We start from the raw sequence: 15,800 nt of genomic DNA, 5'->3' as shown, positions 1-15,800 counted from the left end.
TAGGCAAAAACGCTTATTGGTAAGTTATCGATATTTTATTGACAATGTGCGCTAACATTGCCGTTCGAACCGTGCCAGTCCGATGACGCTACCCCGCATTTATCCGCTCGGCGATGCCGCCCTCGTCTGCGAGGTGCCGCCGCCCGCCACGCTCGATTGCCAGCGCCGCGTCTGGGCCGTCGCCGAGGTCGCTCGCGCGTGGCCCGGCGTGATCGACGTCGTGCCCGGCATGAACAACCTGACGATCGTGTTCGACGCGCTCGCCGCGACGGCCGACTCGCTCACACCGGCGCTGCGCGACGCGTGGGAGACGGCCGACGTCGAGCACGCGGACGGCCAGACGGTCGAGATCCCGGTCGAATACGGCGGCGCCGCCGGCCCCGACCTGCCGGCCGTGGCCGCGCACACGGGGCTGCCGGTCGACGAGGTCGTCGCGCGTCACGCGGCCGGCGCATACGTCGTGTTCTTCGTCGGCTTCCAGCCGGGCTTCGCCTATCTCGGCGGCCTCGATGCGTCGCTGCACACGCCGCGCCGCGCGGCGCCGCGGCTCGAAGTGCCGGCCGGCTCGGTCGGCATCGGCGGCGCGCAAACCGGCATCTACCCGGCCACCTCGCCCGGCGGCTGGCAACTGATCGGCCGCACGTCGCACGTGCTGTTCGATCCGGCGCGGCAGCAGCCCGCGCTGCTGCTGCCCGGCGATCGCGTGCGCTTCACCATTGCCGGAGTCGACGCGACATGAGCCAGAACACCGCACCGGGCACCGTCGAGGTGCTGCGGGCCGGCCCGCTGTCGACCGTGCAGGACCTCGGCCGCCGCGGCACGCGCCATCTCGGCGTCGCGCAGGGCGGCGCGCTCGACGGTCTCGCACTCGAAGTCGGCAACCGGCTCGTCGGCAACCGCGCCGACGCGGCTGCCGTCGAAATCACGATCGGCCCGGCTACGTTCCGCTTCACGCGCGCGACGCGCATTGCGATCACCGGCACCGAATTCGGCGCGACGCTCGACGGCAAGCCCGTGTATTCGTGGTGGAGCCTGCCGGTCGAAGCCGGGCAGACGCTCGTGCTGCCGGCCGCGAAGCGCGGCATGCGCGGCTATCTGTGCATCGCAGGCGGCATCGACGTGCTGCCGATGCTCGGCTCGCGCAGCACCGATCTCGCGTCGCGTTTCGGCGGGCTCGGCGGCCGCGCGCTGCGCGACGGCGACCGGCTCCCGGTCGGCGTGCCGCCGGCCGGCGCCGGCTGCCTCGCGGCCGACGCGCCCGAATTCGGCGTGAAGGCGCCCGCGTGGTGCGCGTTCGTGCGCGTCGACGAACCGCCGCGCCGCCACCGCCCCGCGCATGCGCCGTGGGCGATGCCCGTGCGCGTGCTGCCGGGCCCCGACTACGCGTCGTTCGCCGCCGATTCGCAGCAGGCGTTCTGGGACGAGGAATGGCTCGTCACCGCGAACAGCAACCGGATGGGCTATCGCCTCGCCGGCACCGAGCTCGTGCGCGAGCGGCCGGCCGAGTTGCTGTCGCACGCGGTGCTGCCCGGCACGATCCAGGTGCCGCCGAACGGCCAGCCGATCGTGCTGATGCACGACGCGCAGACCACCGGCGGCTATCCGAAGATCGGCACGGTGATCCGCGCGGATCTATGGAAACTCGCACAGGCGCGGCTCAACCTGCCGATCCGCTTCGTGCGGACGACACCCGACGTCGCGCGCGCCGCACTGACCGCAGAACGTGCCTATCTGCGTCAGATCGACGTCGCGATCGAGATGCGCGAGGAAACGCGCCGCCGCACGCAATCGCGCGCGGCGTGACAATGGCGGTAGCTGGACGGAGGACGTGCCACGCACTCAGTGGACGAGGAACTTCATGGAAATCGATCTGAATGCCGATCTCGGCGAAGGATGCGGATCGGACGAGGCGCTGCTCGACCTCGTCACGTCGGCCAACATCGCGTGCGGCTGGCATGCCGGCGGCGCCAATGCGATGCGCGACTGCGTGCGCTGGGCCGTGCAGAAAGGCGTGTCGATCGGCGCGCACCCGAGCTTTCACGATCCGGAGAATTTCGGCCGCAAGGAAATGCAGCTGCCGCCCGGCGATATTTACGCGGGCGTGCTGTATCAGCTCGGGGCGCTGTCGGCGATCGCGCAGGCCGAAGGCGGCCGCATCGCTCACGTGAAGCCGCACGGCGCGCTGTACAACCAGGCCGCGCGCGATCCGATGATCGCCGACGCGGTGGTGTCAGCGATCCACGACTTCGATCCGTCGCTCGCCGTGTTCGGACTCGCGAACAGCGTGTTCGTCGCAGCCGCACGGCAAGCGGGCCTGGCCGCGGTGGAGGAAGTGTTCGCCGATCGCGGCTACCGCGCGGACGGCTCGCTCGTGCCGCGCAGCCAGCCCGGCGCGCTGATCGACGACGAAGACGCGGTGCTCGCGCGCACGCTCGACATGGTGCGCAACCGGCAGGTGCGCGCGGTGAGCGGCGAGTGGGTGCCGCTCAACGCGCAGACTGTCTGCCTGCACGGCGACGGCCCGCATGCGCTCGCGTTCGCGCAGCGGATCCGCGCGGCGCTCGAAGCGGCCGGCGTCGAGCTGGTGGCGCCCGGCGCACTTCAGGCCGACGAAGGCGCATGACGCAACGCGTCGCCGCAAAATCGCCGCATCAAAGAAAAAAGCGCCCTCGTGGCGCTTTTCTGTTGGCTTGATCGCCGCGGCTTCGCCGTCTGTCGATTCAGCCCCCCGAAACCGTCTTTCGACGGCGACCGGAACACTATTCCGGATTAAAAAACGTCCGCCGCCGCCCGATTCACTTCACCCCGGTTGGACGACGGAACGTCGCTTATTCGCAAGTCAGCCTGCATGCATTCTTGTTGTCCGACGATGGTGGCCCCGCCGTACATGCAGACACTCCGCGGCCGGCACGTACATCACGTGCCGGCAACGCGCTAACCCCGCGCTTTATTTCTGCTACCCCGTAGAACTTTTTCTATTCTTTTCATTTTTTCAACTTGTGGGGTGAAGAATAGATATTGGCAGAACCGGATGTCAATCGTTTTAAACGCTATTTTCTGACGATTCAAGGGTTTTCCTTATCGGCCCGCACGGCCGCGCAGGCGCCTCGCACCGCGTGCGCACGGTCAATCAAACAGGGGAGGATCGGCGCCGGCAGACGGGCGCGATCAGTTCGCGTCGACCTGGTATCCCTGCTGGCGCAACAATTCGAGCACGCCGCGCGGGCCGCCCAAATGCAGCGCGCCGATCGCAACGAACAGCGGCCGGTTTGGCGCGGCGATTGCCGTCATCCGTGCAACGAAGCGCCGGTTGCGCTCGTACAGGATCTTGTTGTCGATCGACGCCGACAGCACCTTCGAACGGGCCAGCCGTTCGCTCTTCGCGACCGCCCACGCGGAGATCGCGTCGGCGTCGCCAATTTGCCACAGTCGGTGCAGCGACTTGATGTCGTCGGCATTCTGCGCCGGGGTCTGCACCATGTCCTGCGCGAGCATTTCGCGCTGCTCGGCCAGCGTCAGCCCGGTGAACGCGCGCATCTGCTCGGCCAGCGTCTCGAGTCCGATCACGCGGCCGCCCTTCTTCTTCAGATAGACGTTCTGCAGTTGCGCCTCGGTGCCGAACTCGGTCTGCAGGCCGGCCGACAACGAGTCGTAGGTCTCGACAACGAGCGCCGCGAGCCACGGCCGCATCCGGCGGATCTCGGCGAGCGCGGCCGGATTGCCGCGCAGGCGCGCCGCGAGCCGCTGCCAGAGCGGCTCGGGCAGCAGGCGCTGCAGGCACGGATAGCGGCACACGCCGTACTTCGATACGTCGTCCTGCGACTCGAGCAGATCGTCCGGCGACAGTTCGAGCGCGAGCGTCGGCGACGCGGCGAGCGCCGCGAGGATGCGCGGCCGGAACGGCTGCTGACTCGGATAGTCGACCGGGTCGCCGGTGTGCAGCGTGCCGAGCACGTACAGCGTGACCTTGCCCTTGGTCGCGACGTAGAACGGCATGCGCGCCGGCTGCACGCGTACGGTGCCGCGCGCGACCGTCCCGTTCGACACGGACGGCCCATGGAAGCCCGGCAGGTTCATGCCGGGCGGCGGAACCTGCGACGGCCGGATCGGCGAACTTGCCGGCGCACGCCCTTCGGCATGCGCGGCGTCGACGGGAACCAGCACGCTGGCGGCCACGCACGCGCCGGCCAGCGCCGCGCCCGTGACCGTGCGCACGCTCCAGCGCCGTGCGTTGCGGCACGCGCGCATCACTCGCGCGCTGCCAGCCCCCGAACGGCGCACGCCAGACGCGCGCGCCGCCAGAACATCAGGCATTCGCCTCCCCCACCTCCTCGGCGCGATGGCAGGCCACGCGGCGTCCGTCGACGTCGCGCAGTTGCGGTTCCTCGGCGCGACAACGCTCGACCGCGTACGGGCAGCGCTGGTGAAACGCGCAGCCCGACGGCGGATTGAGCGGCGACGGCAGTTCGCCCTGCAGCTTGATCTGCACGCGGCGGTCTTCCTCGAAGATCGCCGGCGTCGCCGACATCAGCGCACGCGTGTACGGATGGCGCGGCCGTGCATAGATCGTCGCCTTGTCGCCAAGCTCGGCGACGCTGCCGAAGTACATCACCATCACGTCGTCCGCAACGTGCTCGACCACCGACAGATTGTGCGAGATGAACACGTAGCTCGTCTTGAACTGCTCCTGCAGATCCATGAACAGGTTCAGGATCTGCGCCTGGATCGACACGTCGAGCGCGGACACCGGCTCGTCGGCGACGACGATCCGCGGATCGAGGATCATCGCGCGCGCGATCGCGACACGCTGGCGCTGGCCGCCCGAAAACATGTGAGGATAGCGCTTCGCGTGCTCGGGCCGCAGGCCGACCGTGCGCATGATCTGCGCGACGCGCTGCGCGCGTTCCGCAGCCGTCAGGCTCGTGTTGATCTCGAGCGGCTCCGCGAGCGTCTGCTCGACGGTCTTGCGCGGGTTCAGCGACGCGAACGGGTTCTGGAACACCATCTGCACGCGGCGGCGCAGATCGGCGACCGTCTCGCGGTTCGCGCCGGCGACGTTCTTGCCATCGATCATGAGACTGCCCGCGGTGGGCGTCTCGATCATCGTGAGCTGGCGCGCGAGCGTGGATTTCCCGCAGCCCGACTCGCCGACGACGGCGAGCGTCTTGCCGCGCTTCAGCGAAAACGACACGCCGTTCAGCGCCTTCACCGTGCCCTGCCCGAACATCCCGCGCTTCACCGTGTAGTGCTTTGCGAGCTGGTCGGCCACCAGCACGGCTTCCTCGTCGTGCGGCGTGGCACGCGCTTGATTGACTGCATTCATCGTGCACCGCCCGTCAGGTCGAGGTTGGAAACATTGAGCGGCTTGATGCAGCGCGCACGCATCGCGTCGTTGCCCGGCGCGAGCGCATCGAGCGCCGGACGCGCCTTGCGGCAATCGTCGACGACGTACTTGCAGCGCGGCGCGAACAGGCACCCGGACGGGCGATCATCGCGGCCCGGCACCATGCCGGGCAATGCGGCAAGGCGACGTGCCCCCTTGTTGTGCTCGGGAATCGCGGCGAGCAGCGCTTCGGTATACGGATGATGCGGCGCACGGAAGATGTCCGGCACGCGATTGGTCTCGATGATCTCGCCCGCGTACATCACCGCGACGCGCTGCGCGACTTCCGACACCACGGCCAGGTCGTGCGAGATCAGCACGAGCGCCATCCCGCGCTCCTTCTGCAGCTTCACGAGCAGATCCATGATCTGCGCCTGGATCGTCACGTCGAGCGCGGTGGTCGGCTCGTCGGCGATCAGCAGCTTCGGGTTGCACGCGACCGCCATCGCGATCATCACGCGCTGGTTCATCCCGCCCGACATCTGGTGCGGGAACGACGTAATGCGGTTCTTCGCGTCGGGAATCCCGACCTGGTCGAGCAGTTCGAGCGCGCGCCGGTGCAGCGCGTCGCCGCGCAGGCCTTCGTGCAGCTTCAGCACCTCCTTGATCTGGTAGCCGACCGTGTAGCTCGGGTTCAGGCTCGTCAGCGCGTCCTGGAACACCATCGCGATGTCCTTGCCGACGATCTTGCGCCGCGCCTTCGGCGACGCCTTCAGCAGGTCCACGCCGTTGAACGACACCTCGTCGGCCGTCACCTTGCCCGGCGCGTCGATCAGGCCCATCAGCGCCATCATCGTCACGCTCTTGCCCGAGCCCGATTCGCCGACGACGCCCACCACCTCGCCCGGCGCGATCGACAGATTGATCCGGTCGACCGCGGGCAGGCCGTTGAAGTTCACCGCGAGATTGCGGATAGTCAGTAGATCTTGGCTCATGGTCAGGCCATCCGCTTCAGTTTGGGATCGAGCGCGTCGCGTAGCCCGTCGCCGAGCAGGTTGATCGCGAGCACCGAAATCAGGATTGACAGGCCGGGCATCGTGACGATCCACCACGCGTTGTCGATGTAGTCGCGCGCGGAAGCGAGCATCGCGCCCCACTCGGCGGTCGGCGGCTGCACGCCGAGGCCGAGGAAGCCGAGCGCGGCCGCGTCGAGGATCGCCGACGAGAAGCCGAGCGTCGCCTGCACGATCAGCGGCGCCGTGCAGTTGGGCAACACCTGCGAGAACATCAGGCGCAGCGTGCCGGCACCGGCCACGCGCGATGCCGTCACGTACTCCTTCTGCAGTTCGCCGAGCGCCGACGCGCGCGTAAGACGCACGTAGGCGGGCAGCGCGACGATCGCGATCGCGAACATCGTGTTGGTGAGGCCCGGGCCGATGATCGCGACGACCGCGACCGCGAGCAGCAGCGACGGCAGCGCGAGCAGCACGTCCATGATGCGCATCACCGGCGTGTCGGCCCACTTCTGGAAGAACGCGGCGACCAGCCCGAGCACGATGCCGGGGATCAGCGCGAGCACGACCGACACGAAGCCGATCCAGAACGACATCCGCGCGCCGAACATCAGCCGCGAAAGGATGTCGCGGCCCGCTTCGTCGGTGCCGAGGATGAACTTCCAGTTGCCGCCGTCGAGCCATGCGGGCGGGATCTTCACGTAGTCGCGGTATTGCTCGACCGGGCTGTGCGGCGCGATCAGCGGCGCGAGGAGCGCGACCAGGATCAGCACGAGCACGACGATACCGGCGCCGACGGCGCCACGGTTGCGCGAGAAGTTGGCCCAGAACTCGCGCAGCGCGAGCGCACGGCCGCCGGCCGGCGCGGACTCGGTCGGCAGGGTATTTTGCAGATTGCTCATGGAATTACCTCGTGTGGCGGATGCGCGGATTCAGCACGCCGTACAGCAGGTCGACGATCAGGTTCACGACGATCACGAGCGTCGCGATCAGCAGGATGCCGCCCTGGACGACCGGATAGTCGCGGCGGCCGATCGCATCGATCAGCCACTTGCCGACACCGGGCCACGAAAAGAGGGTTTCGGTCAGCACCGCGCCGGCAAGCAGCGTGCCGATCTGCAGGCCGATCACGGTGACGACCGGGATCAGCGCGTTGCGCAGCGCATGCACGACGACCACGCGCGCGGGCGACAGCCCTTTCGCGCGGGCGGTGCGGATGTAGTCCTCGCGCAGCACTTCGAGCATCGACGAGCGCGTCATCCGCGCGATGACCGCGAGCGGAATCGTGCCGAGCACGATCGCGGGCAGGATCAGATGGCTGACCGCCGACCTGAACGAGCCTTCGTCCGGCGCGAGCAGCGCGTCGATCAGCATGAAGCCCGTCGGATGCGGGAAGTCGTATTCGACCGCGATGCGCCCGGACACGGGCGTCCAGCCGAGGTACGACGAAAACACCATGATGAGGATCAGCCCCCACCAGAAGATCGGCATCGAATAGCCGGTGAGCGCGGTGCCCATCACGCCGTGATCGACGATCGAGCCGCGTCGCAGCGCGGCGATCACGCCGGCCGGCAGGCCGACGGCGAGTGCGAACACGAGCGCGCACAGCGACAGCTCGACGGTCGCCGGGAAGCGTGCGAAGAATTCGCCCGCGACGCTCGTGTTGGTGATGATCGACGTGCCGAGGTCGCCGTGCAGCGCACGGCCGATGTAGTGGAGATACTGCATGGGCAGCGGCTGGTCGAGCCCGAGGCGTTTCATCGCCTCCGCATGCATCGCGGGATCGACGCCGCGCTCGCCCATCATCACTTCGATGGGGTCGCCCGGTATCAGGTGAATCAGCGCAAACGCCAGGATGGTGATGCCGATGAAAGTCGGGATCACCATGCCCACGCGGCGCAACACGAATCTGAACATGATGCGTCTCGTATTTTCTTGTGGGAAATGTGCGACCGGCGACGGGAAGCTTTTGGCCTCCCGCCGCCGGATGAGTTGGCCGGTCTTCGTAGACAGCTTACACGGGCCGTATTACTTCACGCCGACACCGTCGAAGCGCGCATAGCCGAGCGGCTCGATGCGCATGTCGACCACGTTCTTGCGTACCGGCTGGTAGACCGTCGAGTTCGCGATCGGCGAGAACGGCAGCTGCTGCGCGAAGATCTGCTGGGCCTGCGTGTAGATCTTCGTGCGCGCGTCCTGGCCCGTCGTCGTGCGACCCTTCTGGATCAGGTCGTCGAACGGCTTGTAGCACCAGTGCGAGAAGTTGTTGCCCTTGATCGCTTCGCAGCCGAGCAGCGTGCCGAGCCAGTTGTCGGGGTCGCCGTTGTCGCCCGTCCAGCCGATCAGCATCGTGTCCTGCTCGCCCGAGTGCGCACGCTTGATGTACTCGCCCCACTCGTACGTGACGATCTTCGCCTTCACGCCGATCTTCGCCCAGTCGGCCTGGATCATCTCGGCCATCAGGCGGGCGTTCGGGTTGTACGCGCGCTGCACCGGCATCGCCCACAACGTGATGTCGAAACCGTTCGGATAGCCTGCCTTCGCGAGCAGCGCCTTCGCCTTCGCGGTGTCGTATGCGGGCATCTTCAGGTTCTTGTCGTACGACCATTGGGTCGGCGGCATCGGCGCGGTCGCGGCCTGGCCTGCACCCTGGTACACGGACTCGAGGATCGCCTTCTTGTTGATCGCCATGTCGAGCGCCTCACGCACCTCGAGCTTGTCGACCGGCTTGTGCTCGACGTTATACGCGAGGTAGCCGAGGTTGAAGCCGGGCTGCGACGGCATGTCGACGCCCGAGTCGGCCTTCAGCGTCGCGATGTCGGCCGGACGCGGATAGCTCATCACCTGGCATTCGTCGCGCTTGATCTTCTGCACGCGCACGCCCGGATCCGGCGTGATCGAGAAGATCAGCTTCGAGATCTTCACCGCGCCCTTCTTCCAGTAATCAGGATTGCCGTCGAAACGGATCGTCGCGTCCTTCGTATAGCTGCGGAAGATGAACGGGCCCGTGCCGATCGGCTTCTGGTTGATGTCGGCGGCCTTGCCTGCCTTCATCAGTTGATCCGCGTATTCGGCCGACAGGATCGACGCGAACTCCATTGCCATGTTCTGGATGAACGGCGCGTTCGGCTGGGCCAGCGTGAATTTCACGGTGTACGGATCGACCTTCTCGACCTTCGTGATCAGCTTGTCGAGGCCCATGTCGGTGAAGTACGGGAACGATACCGGGTAGGCCTTGCGGAACGGCTGGTTCGGGTCGAGCATGCGCTCGAACGTGAACACGACGTCGTCCGCGTTGAACTCGCGCGTCGGCTTGAAGTAATCGGTCGTGTGGAACTTCACGCCGTGACGCAGATGGAACGTGTAGACCTTGCCGTCCGGCGACACGTCCCACTTCTCGGCGAGGCCCGGCTCGACCTTGGTGCCGCCACGTTCGAATTCGACGAGACGGTTATAGACGGTAAACGTCGACGCCGTGAAATCGACGCCGGTCGTGAATTGCGCGGAATCAAAACCCGCCGGGCTGCCTTCTGAGCAGTAGACGAGCGTTTTGTTCGGGATCTGTGCGAATGCAGAGCCCGCGACGCCGAGCGATGCCGCTGCCACGCCTGCCATGGCGGTAACACGCAGGGTGTGCAACAGACGGTTGTATTCCATGTTTCCTCCAGGTCTCCAGATCGGAACCGGTCCCGCGGGGGGCCGGGTACGCGGATATTACTTGAGCTAGCGATGCTGCAACAAGCTGGAGAAAAAACTCTTCTCGCCGCGCCAACACGGGTTTTTGCGGATGTTTTGCACACGCGAAAGGTGCCTCTGCGCGCGCCAACGACCGTTTCGTTCATCCCGCGCATGTTTCCTTCGACAACTAAACATTTCATACATGCATGCGAATGCGCGTCACGCATTTTTCCGACCGCCCCGCCCATCGTTGCCGCTTTCGTAACGATCGCGGAACGGCAATCGACCGTCACGCCGGCGCGTCGAGATCCGCACTGCGCGCGGGTACGAACGCGACCGCGACGATCGACAGCGCGAGCCCCGCCATCACGTAATAGGTCGGCGCGAGCGGCGTGCCCGTGGCCTTGATCAGCCACGTGACGATGAACTGGCCGAAGCCGCCGAACAGCATCACCGCGACGTTGTATGCGATCGACAGCCCGGTCGAGCGCACGTTCGCCGGAAACAGCTCGGCGATCATCGCGCCGAACGGCCCGTAATAGCCCGCGAGCGTGACCGACAGCACGGCCTGCACCGCGACCAGCCGGCCGATGCTCGGCGCCGCGTCGAGCCATGCGAAGAGCGGATACATCAGCGCGAGCGTCAGCACGAGCGACCACAGCGACAGCCCCTTGCGGCCGATGCGATCCGACCATGCACCCGCGATCGGCGACAGCACCATCAGCAGCAGGTTGCCGACGATCACCGCGTAGAACGATTGCGCGTACGGCAGCTTCAGCTGCTTCACCGCGAAGGTCGGCAGATAGCTGATCAGCACGTAGATCGTCACGGTCAGCGCGATCACCGAGCCGAGCCCGCACAGCACTTCGCGCGGATGGCGCGTGAACACTTCGCCGAGCGTCGCGCGGCGCGCGCTTTGTTGCGCATGCAGGAACGCTTCGGAATCGGCGAGATGACGGCGGATGTAGAAGCCGATCGGGCCGATCACGAGCCCGAGGACGAACGGCACGCGCCAGCCCCAGCTGCGCAGCGCGTCGGGCGACAGCCCGCGCGTGACGGCCGCGCCGACGAGCGCGCCGATCAGCAGCGCGGCAGCCTGGCTCGCCATCTGCCAGCTGCCGTAGAAACCGCGTTTCGAGAACGGGGCGGCCTCGATCAGCAGCGCCGTCGCGCTGCCGAATTCGCCGCCGGCGGAGAAACCCTGCAGCAGGCGGCCGAGCACGATCATGATCGGACCGCCGATGCCGATCGCCGCATAGGGCGGCGCAACGGCGAGCAGGAAGATGCCGGCCGTCATCAGCAGGATCACGAGCGACAGGGCGGCCTTGCGGCCTGCGCGGTCCGCGTACAGGCCGAACACGATGCCGCCGATCGGGCGCATGAAGAACGCGACGCCGAACGTCGCGGTGGTCAGCAGCAGCGATGAATATTCACTGGACGTCGGGAAGAACAGCTCGGCGATCACGACCGTCATGAAGCCGAACACCGTGAAGTCGTACCACTCGAGCGCATTGCCGATCACGGCTGCCGCCACCGCGCGCCGGTTCAGCGCACGCTCGGGCCGGATCGTTTTCGATGAATTCGCAATCGTCGCCATGCGTGCCTCGTCCTCGTGAATTCGTCGTCTGGAGCGGTCCGGGCACGCGGGGTGACGCGGCGCGCTGGTTTGCAGCGAGTGTAGAAAGCGACGGAACCGTTTTCAAGCAATAAAAACGCCCGCCGTCTTTCGACGGCAGGCGTTTTGCGGTTTTCGCCACATTGCGGCATCGCACGATGCCGCCGGACGTCAGCCCATCTTCGAGAATGCGCTGCACCAGCCCTTCGCCGACACCTGCTTGCCGGGGAAAGCGCCGCACGGGCCCGAAGCCGAGCCCTTCTTGCCCTGGTACAGCATGCAGGCCGCGCAATCCTGGCCCGCTGCGTACTTCGGATACTTCGCCTTGTCGACCTTCGTGGCATCGGATTTGTAGCCGAGCGCCACGGCGGTCGGATCCGTTTCCGACAACATCGGCGCGTCGGCCAGCGCTTCGCGCGACAACGCCAGCGCGGACACGGCACCAATACTCGTAATCAGGAAACTCCGACGGGTTGTTTTCATGGGGGACTCGCTCCAACGTTATTGGTTTGAAAGCTGCTCTGACGTCAGCCGTTCAACAGAATACCGCTCAAGCGTATGAGTGTGCGCGCCGAAATGCCGGAAATAAGGGATTTCGCACGGGATTTCGCACGCCCGGCCCGCACGGCTGCGGGCCACGTGCGTCATGCGTGCGACGTCATGTCGCCCACCCGTTGCGCGAGCGCGAGCGATGCGGTCAGCCCCGGCGACTCGATGCCGAACAGGTTGACGAGCCCCCGCACGCCATGCTGCGCGGCGCCCTGCACGATGAAGTCGGCCGGCGGCTCGCCAGGCCCCGCGAGCTTCGGCCGGATCCCCGCATAGGCCGGCTGCAGCGCGTCGTCGGGCAATTCCGGCCAGTATGCGCGAATCGACGCATAGAACGCCTGCGCGCGCGCCGGATCGACTTCGTAGCGCGGCGCGTCGACCCATTCGACGTCCGGGCCGAAGCGCGCCTGCCCGGCCAGGTCGAGCGTCAGGTGCACACCGAGCCCCGCACGGTCGGGCATCGGATAGACGAGATGCGAAAACGGCGCGCGCCCGGACAGGCTGAAGTAGTTGCCGCGCGCGAGATAGAGCGGCGGCACCCAGCGCGGATCGAGCCCGCGCGTGCGGCGTGCGAGCGCCTGCGCGCCGAGGCCCGCGCTGTTGATCACGCATGCCGCCTCGATTTCGGTCGGCGCGTCGCCGCCGGTGCGTACGACGAAACGGCCGCCGCGCAGCACGTCGATCGACTCGACCGGGGATTTCAGCGCGTACATCGCGCCGTGGCGCTCCGCGTCGCCGAGCAGCGCGAGCATCAGCTGATGGCTGTCGACGATACCGGTGGCGGGCGAGAACAGCGCCTCCACGCATTCGAGCGCGGGCTCGAGCGCCTGCGCATCCGTACGCGTGAGCGGCAGCAGGTCGAACACGCCGTTTTCCGCCGCGCGCGCGGCGATCGCCTTCAGTTGCTTCACCTGCGCCGCGCTCGTCGCGACGAGCAACTTGCCCACGCGCCGATGCGGCACGTGGTGCGTGTCGCAGAATTGGTACAGCAGATCGCGCCCGTGCACGCACGACGTCGCCTTCAGCGAACCGCGCGGGTAGTAGAGCCCCGCATGGATGACCTCGCTGTTGCGCGAACTCGTGCCCGTGCCGATCGCGTCGGCCGCCTCGAGCACGATCGTCTCGCGCCCGCGTGCGGCCAGTTCCCGAGCAATCGCGAGACCGACGACACCCGCGCCGATCACCACACAATCCGTCTGCTCCATGGCGTTTCGCGTCGCTAGCGCGTCGAGGGGAGAGAAAGGAATTGTACGTCCCGGTTAGCCCGCTTGCAGAATGCATGTGCATCGGCACCTGCGTGCGCGCCTGGATGCCCCGCGCGTCGCCCACGCCCCCGATACGCCCGCCGCCGGCTCAGAATCCGATCGGCCGACGCTTCGCCGCGCCCTCGTCCGCGCGGATGTCGGACGGCGCGATCACGTCGCGGCCGTCGAGCCGCGCGGCGCCGAACGCATGCAGCAGCGCGCGACGCATGGTGCGCGGCGGCGTCGCGGCCAGCACGTCGAGCGCGTCGTCGTCGAGCGTAGCGGGGAAGCGCCGCCCCCACGCGTGCGACGAGCGGATCTCGTCGTAGATCGTCTGCGCAATCCGGCGCGCGCCGGCCGCGTCGGGCGGCGCGATCTCGTACACGTTCATCCGGTTCAGCAGCGGTTCCGGAATCGCGTGCGCGTCGTTCGCGGTCGCGATCCAGATCACGTTACCCGCATCGATCGGCACTTCGGCGAATTCGTCGACGAACGCACGTGCGGTATCGTGCTCGAGCAGCGCGTACAGCGCACCGAGCGGATCGTATTGCGCGTCGCTGCCGGCCTTGTCGATTTCGTCGACCGCGATCACCGGGTTCGCGTAGCTGCCGTTGACGAGCGCCTCGAAAACCTTGCCGGGCTTCGCGTTCTTCCATTGCGACGATGCGCCCGACAGGATCCAGCCGGCCGTGAGCGAACTCATCGGCACGTAGTGGTACGCGGTGCCGAGCAGTTGCGCCAGCGCCTTCGCGAAATGCGTCTTGCCGATGCCGGGCGGGCCGAGCAGCAGTATCGGCATGAGTTCGAGCCGGTCCTCCGTCTCGAGACACAGCGCGACCTGCTTGCGCACGTCGCCGAGCGGCTCGACGAAATTGGGCAGCGCGTCTTCCATCTCGTCGAACGACGGCATCCGGTTCGGCTTCACGCAAAAGCGCAGATTGCCGGTCTTGAGCATCCGCTCGTAGGTCGCGCGCAGTGCGTCGCTCGCGCTTTCGTTCAGATCGTTCAGCGCCGTCTCGACCTGTTCAAGGTCGTACACCGTGCTGAAGGACGCCACCGCCAGTTCCTGTTTCACCATCGCCGTCGTCATACCAACCTCGCTACCGCTGCCGTCACACAACCATCAGACCCTTACGATTTCAGTGTAGCGATCCCGCATCCGCGTGCAAGCAAGCAGCCGACCGAGTCTGCTGCTAACACCGCGCGCGCGCTGCAGCGTCGTGCGGCGCGGCGTATCATCGAAAGTTCACCGGCCTTCGCGCCGGCTTCGCCGACGGCGCCCGCGCGGCGCCGCACGCCTCGTTCCGAAGGTATGCCGATGTCCGTCCCCGCCGCTTCCCCGCGCGTCGACACCGACGCCACTCATACGGTCGATGCCGTCGACGCCGCGCTCAAATCGCGCCGCGCGATTCGCGCGTTCCTGCCGACTCCCGTGCCGCGCGACACGCTCGAGGCGATCCTCGAAGCCGCGAGCCGCGCGCCGTCGGGCACCAACATCCAGCCGTGGCGCGTCTATGTAGCGACCGGCGCGACCCGCGACGCGCTCGCGGCCGCGCTCACGACGGCCTACGAGGATCCGGCCCGCGACGAGAAATACGTCGCCGAATACGACTACTACCCGCGTGAATGGGTGTCGCCGTATATCGACCGGCGCCGCAAGGTCGGCTGGGACCTGTACGGGCTGTTGAACATAGGGCGCGACGAAAAGGCGCGCATGCACGCGCAGCACGCACGCAACTTCCGCTTCTTCGATGCACCGGTCGCGCTGTTCTTCACGCTCGATCGCGTGATGACGCACGGTGCATGGCTCGACTGCGGTATGTTCCTGCAGGGCGTGATGACGGCCGCACGCGCCCGCGGCCTCGACACCTGCCCGCAGGCCGCGTTCGTGCCGTTTCACCGGATCGTCGCCGAACATCTCGGCGTGCCGGCCAACGAACAGTTCGTCTGCGGGATGTCGCTCGGCCATGCGGATCCGGACGCGATCGAAAACCGCCTCGTCACCGAACGCGCGCCCGTTGCGGAGTTCGCCCGCTTTCTGGCTTGAAAACACGTGACGCGCACCGATCTTTCGATCAGGACCGGATCGTGCGACGAACCTGTCGCGACGCGCCCTGTCACACCACCATCGAAATCGATCGGGCGTAAGATGTGCGTCCATTCCCCGCTATCCCCGCGTTTCCGGAGAAGTTTCATGCTGAAACACGGCCTGGCCGTCCTGCTCGCGAGCGTCGCGCTCGCGGCCCATGCGCAGAGCCCCGCACCGGCCGTCGTCGCATGGGAAATCCAGGTGGTGCGCGACGGTCAGACGATCGACACGTTCCAGCAGCACACCACCGTGGGTCAGACCCGCACCGACACCCATCGCTATCCGTCCG

Annotated in this window: 14 protein-coding genes and 1 pseudogene; 5 read left to right on the top strand and 10 right to left on the bottom strand. The window is 67.0% G+C overall.

Annotated elements, in window-relative coordinates:
- Positions 1 to 82 precede the first annotated feature (82 nt).
- The 3 genes from pxpB to pxpA are packed head-to-tail and all read left to right on the top strand — an operon-like array spanning position 83 to position 2,623.
- Positions 83 to 739 (top strand): 5-oxoprolinase subunit PxpB, encoded by a 657-nt coding sequence (gene pxpB / locus J7024_RS23880; RefSeq protein WP_234745541.1) that lies wholly within the window; start codon positions 83 to 85, stop codon positions 737 to 739.
- A complete protein-coding gene (locus tag J7024_RS23875) occupies positions 736 to 1,803 on the top strand; it encodes a biotin-dependent carboxyltransferase family protein (RefSeq protein ID WP_124828125.1) in 1,068 nt (355 codons plus the stop codon). The genes pxpB and J7024_RS23875 overlap by 4 nt, the downstream gene beginning before the upstream one ends.
- Positions 1,804 to 1,858: 55 nt before the next feature.
- A complete protein-coding gene (pxpA, locus tag J7024_RS23870; RefSeq protein WP_175770374.1) occupies positions 1,859 to 2,623 on the top strand; it encodes a 5-oxoprolinase subunit PxpA in 765 nt (254 codons plus the stop codon).
- Positions 2,624 to 3,168: 545 nt separating this feature from the next.
- On the opposite strand, the gene J7024_RS23865 is transcribed toward pxpA, so the two are convergent.
- From J7024_RS23865 to J7024_RS23820, 10 genes are all read right to left on the bottom strand, one after another.
- Positions 3,169 to 4,314: a TraB/GumN family protein gene (locus J7024_RS23865; RefSeq protein WP_124828127.1), complete on the bottom strand. Its 1,146-nt coding sequence runs from the start codon at positions 4,312 to 4,314 to the stop codon at positions 3,169 to 3,171.
- Positions 4,307 to 5,323: a peptide ABC transporter ATP-binding protein gene (locus J7024_RS23860; protein ID WP_124828128.1), complete on the bottom strand. Its 1,017-nt coding sequence runs from the start codon at positions 5,321 to 5,323 to the stop codon at positions 4,307 to 4,309. The genes J7024_RS23865 and J7024_RS23860 overlap by 8 nt, the downstream gene beginning before the upstream one ends.
- The gene (locus tag J7024_RS23855) at positions 5,320 to 6,318 is read right to left on the bottom strand and encodes an ABC transporter ATP-binding protein (RefSeq protein ID WP_124828129.1); all 999 of its coding nucleotides are present in this window, start codon (positions 6,316 to 6,318) and stop codon (positions 5,320 to 5,322) included. The genes J7024_RS23860 and J7024_RS23855 overlap by 4 nt, the downstream gene beginning before the upstream one ends.
- Before the next feature lie 2 nt (positions 6,319 to 6,320).
- Entirely contained in the window at positions 6,321 to 7,238 is a 918-nt protein-coding gene (locus J7024_RS23850; RefSeq protein ID WP_096508485.1) for an ABC transporter permease subunit, read from the bottom strand.
- Between the two features lie 4 nt (positions 7,239 to 7,242).
- A complete protein-coding gene (locus J7024_RS23845) occupies positions 7,243 to 8,253 on the bottom strand; it encodes an ABC transporter permease subunit (RefSeq protein WP_124828130.1) in 1,011 nt (336 codons plus the stop codon).
- Between the two features lie 111 nt (positions 8,254 to 8,364).
- A complete protein-coding gene (locus J7024_RS23840) occupies positions 8,365 to 9,993 on the bottom strand; it encodes an ABC transporter substrate-binding protein (RefSeq protein ID WP_124828131.1) in 1,629 nt (542 codons plus the stop codon).
- Between the two features lie 310 nt (positions 9,994 to 10,303).
- Complete coding sequence (locus J7024_RS23835) at positions 10,304 to 11,611, bottom strand: MFS transporter (RefSeq protein ID WP_124828132.1); 1,308 nt, start codon at positions 11,609 to 11,611, stop codon at positions 10,304 to 10,306.
- A 189-nt stretch (positions 11,612 to 11,800) separates the two neighbouring features.
- Positions 11,801 to 12,112, bottom strand: a complete 312-nt coding sequence (locus J7024_RS23830) for a high-potential iron-sulfur protein (protein WP_124828133.1) — start codon at positions 12,110 to 12,112, stop codon at positions 11,801 to 11,803.
- Positions 12,113 to 12,273: 161 nt separating this feature from the next.
- Positions 12,274 to 13,383, bottom strand: coding sequence for an NAD(P)/FAD-dependent oxidoreductase (locus J7024_RS23825; RefSeq protein ID WP_124828134.1), 1,110 nt, complete (start codon positions 13,381 to 13,383; stop codon positions 12,274 to 12,276).
- A gap of 148 nt (positions 13,384 to 13,531) precedes the next feature.
- The gene (locus J7024_RS23820; RefSeq protein WP_124828135.1) at positions 13,532 to 14,512 is read right to left on the bottom strand and encodes an AAA family ATPase; all 981 of its coding nucleotides are present in this window, start codon (positions 14,510 to 14,512) and stop codon (positions 13,532 to 13,534) included.
- A 228-nt stretch (positions 14,513 to 14,740) separates the two neighbouring features.
- Between J7024_RS23820 and J7024_RS23815 the strand changes: the two genes are divergently transcribed.
- Together J7024_RS23815 and J7024_RS23810 are read left to right on the top strand one after the other, a co-directional pair.
- Positions 14,741 to 15,469, top strand: coding sequence for a nitroreductase (locus tag J7024_RS23815; RefSeq protein WP_124828136.1), 729 nt, complete (start codon positions 14,741 to 14,743; stop codon positions 15,467 to 15,469).
- 147 nt (positions 15,470 to 15,616) lie between these two features.
- A pseudogene (locus J7024_RS23810) lies at positions 15,617 to 15,800 on the top strand (hypothetical protein); the annotation flags it as partial.

The organism is Burkholderia sp. WTPI3, from assembly GCF_021483755.1.
Taxonomy (GTDB): domain Bacteria; phylum Pseudomonadota; class Gammaproteobacteria; order Burkholderiales; family Burkholderiaceae; genus Burkholderia.
The sequence above is the reverse complement of the archived record's forward strand: the minus strand, read 5'-3'. Positions and strand labels throughout refer to the sequence as shown.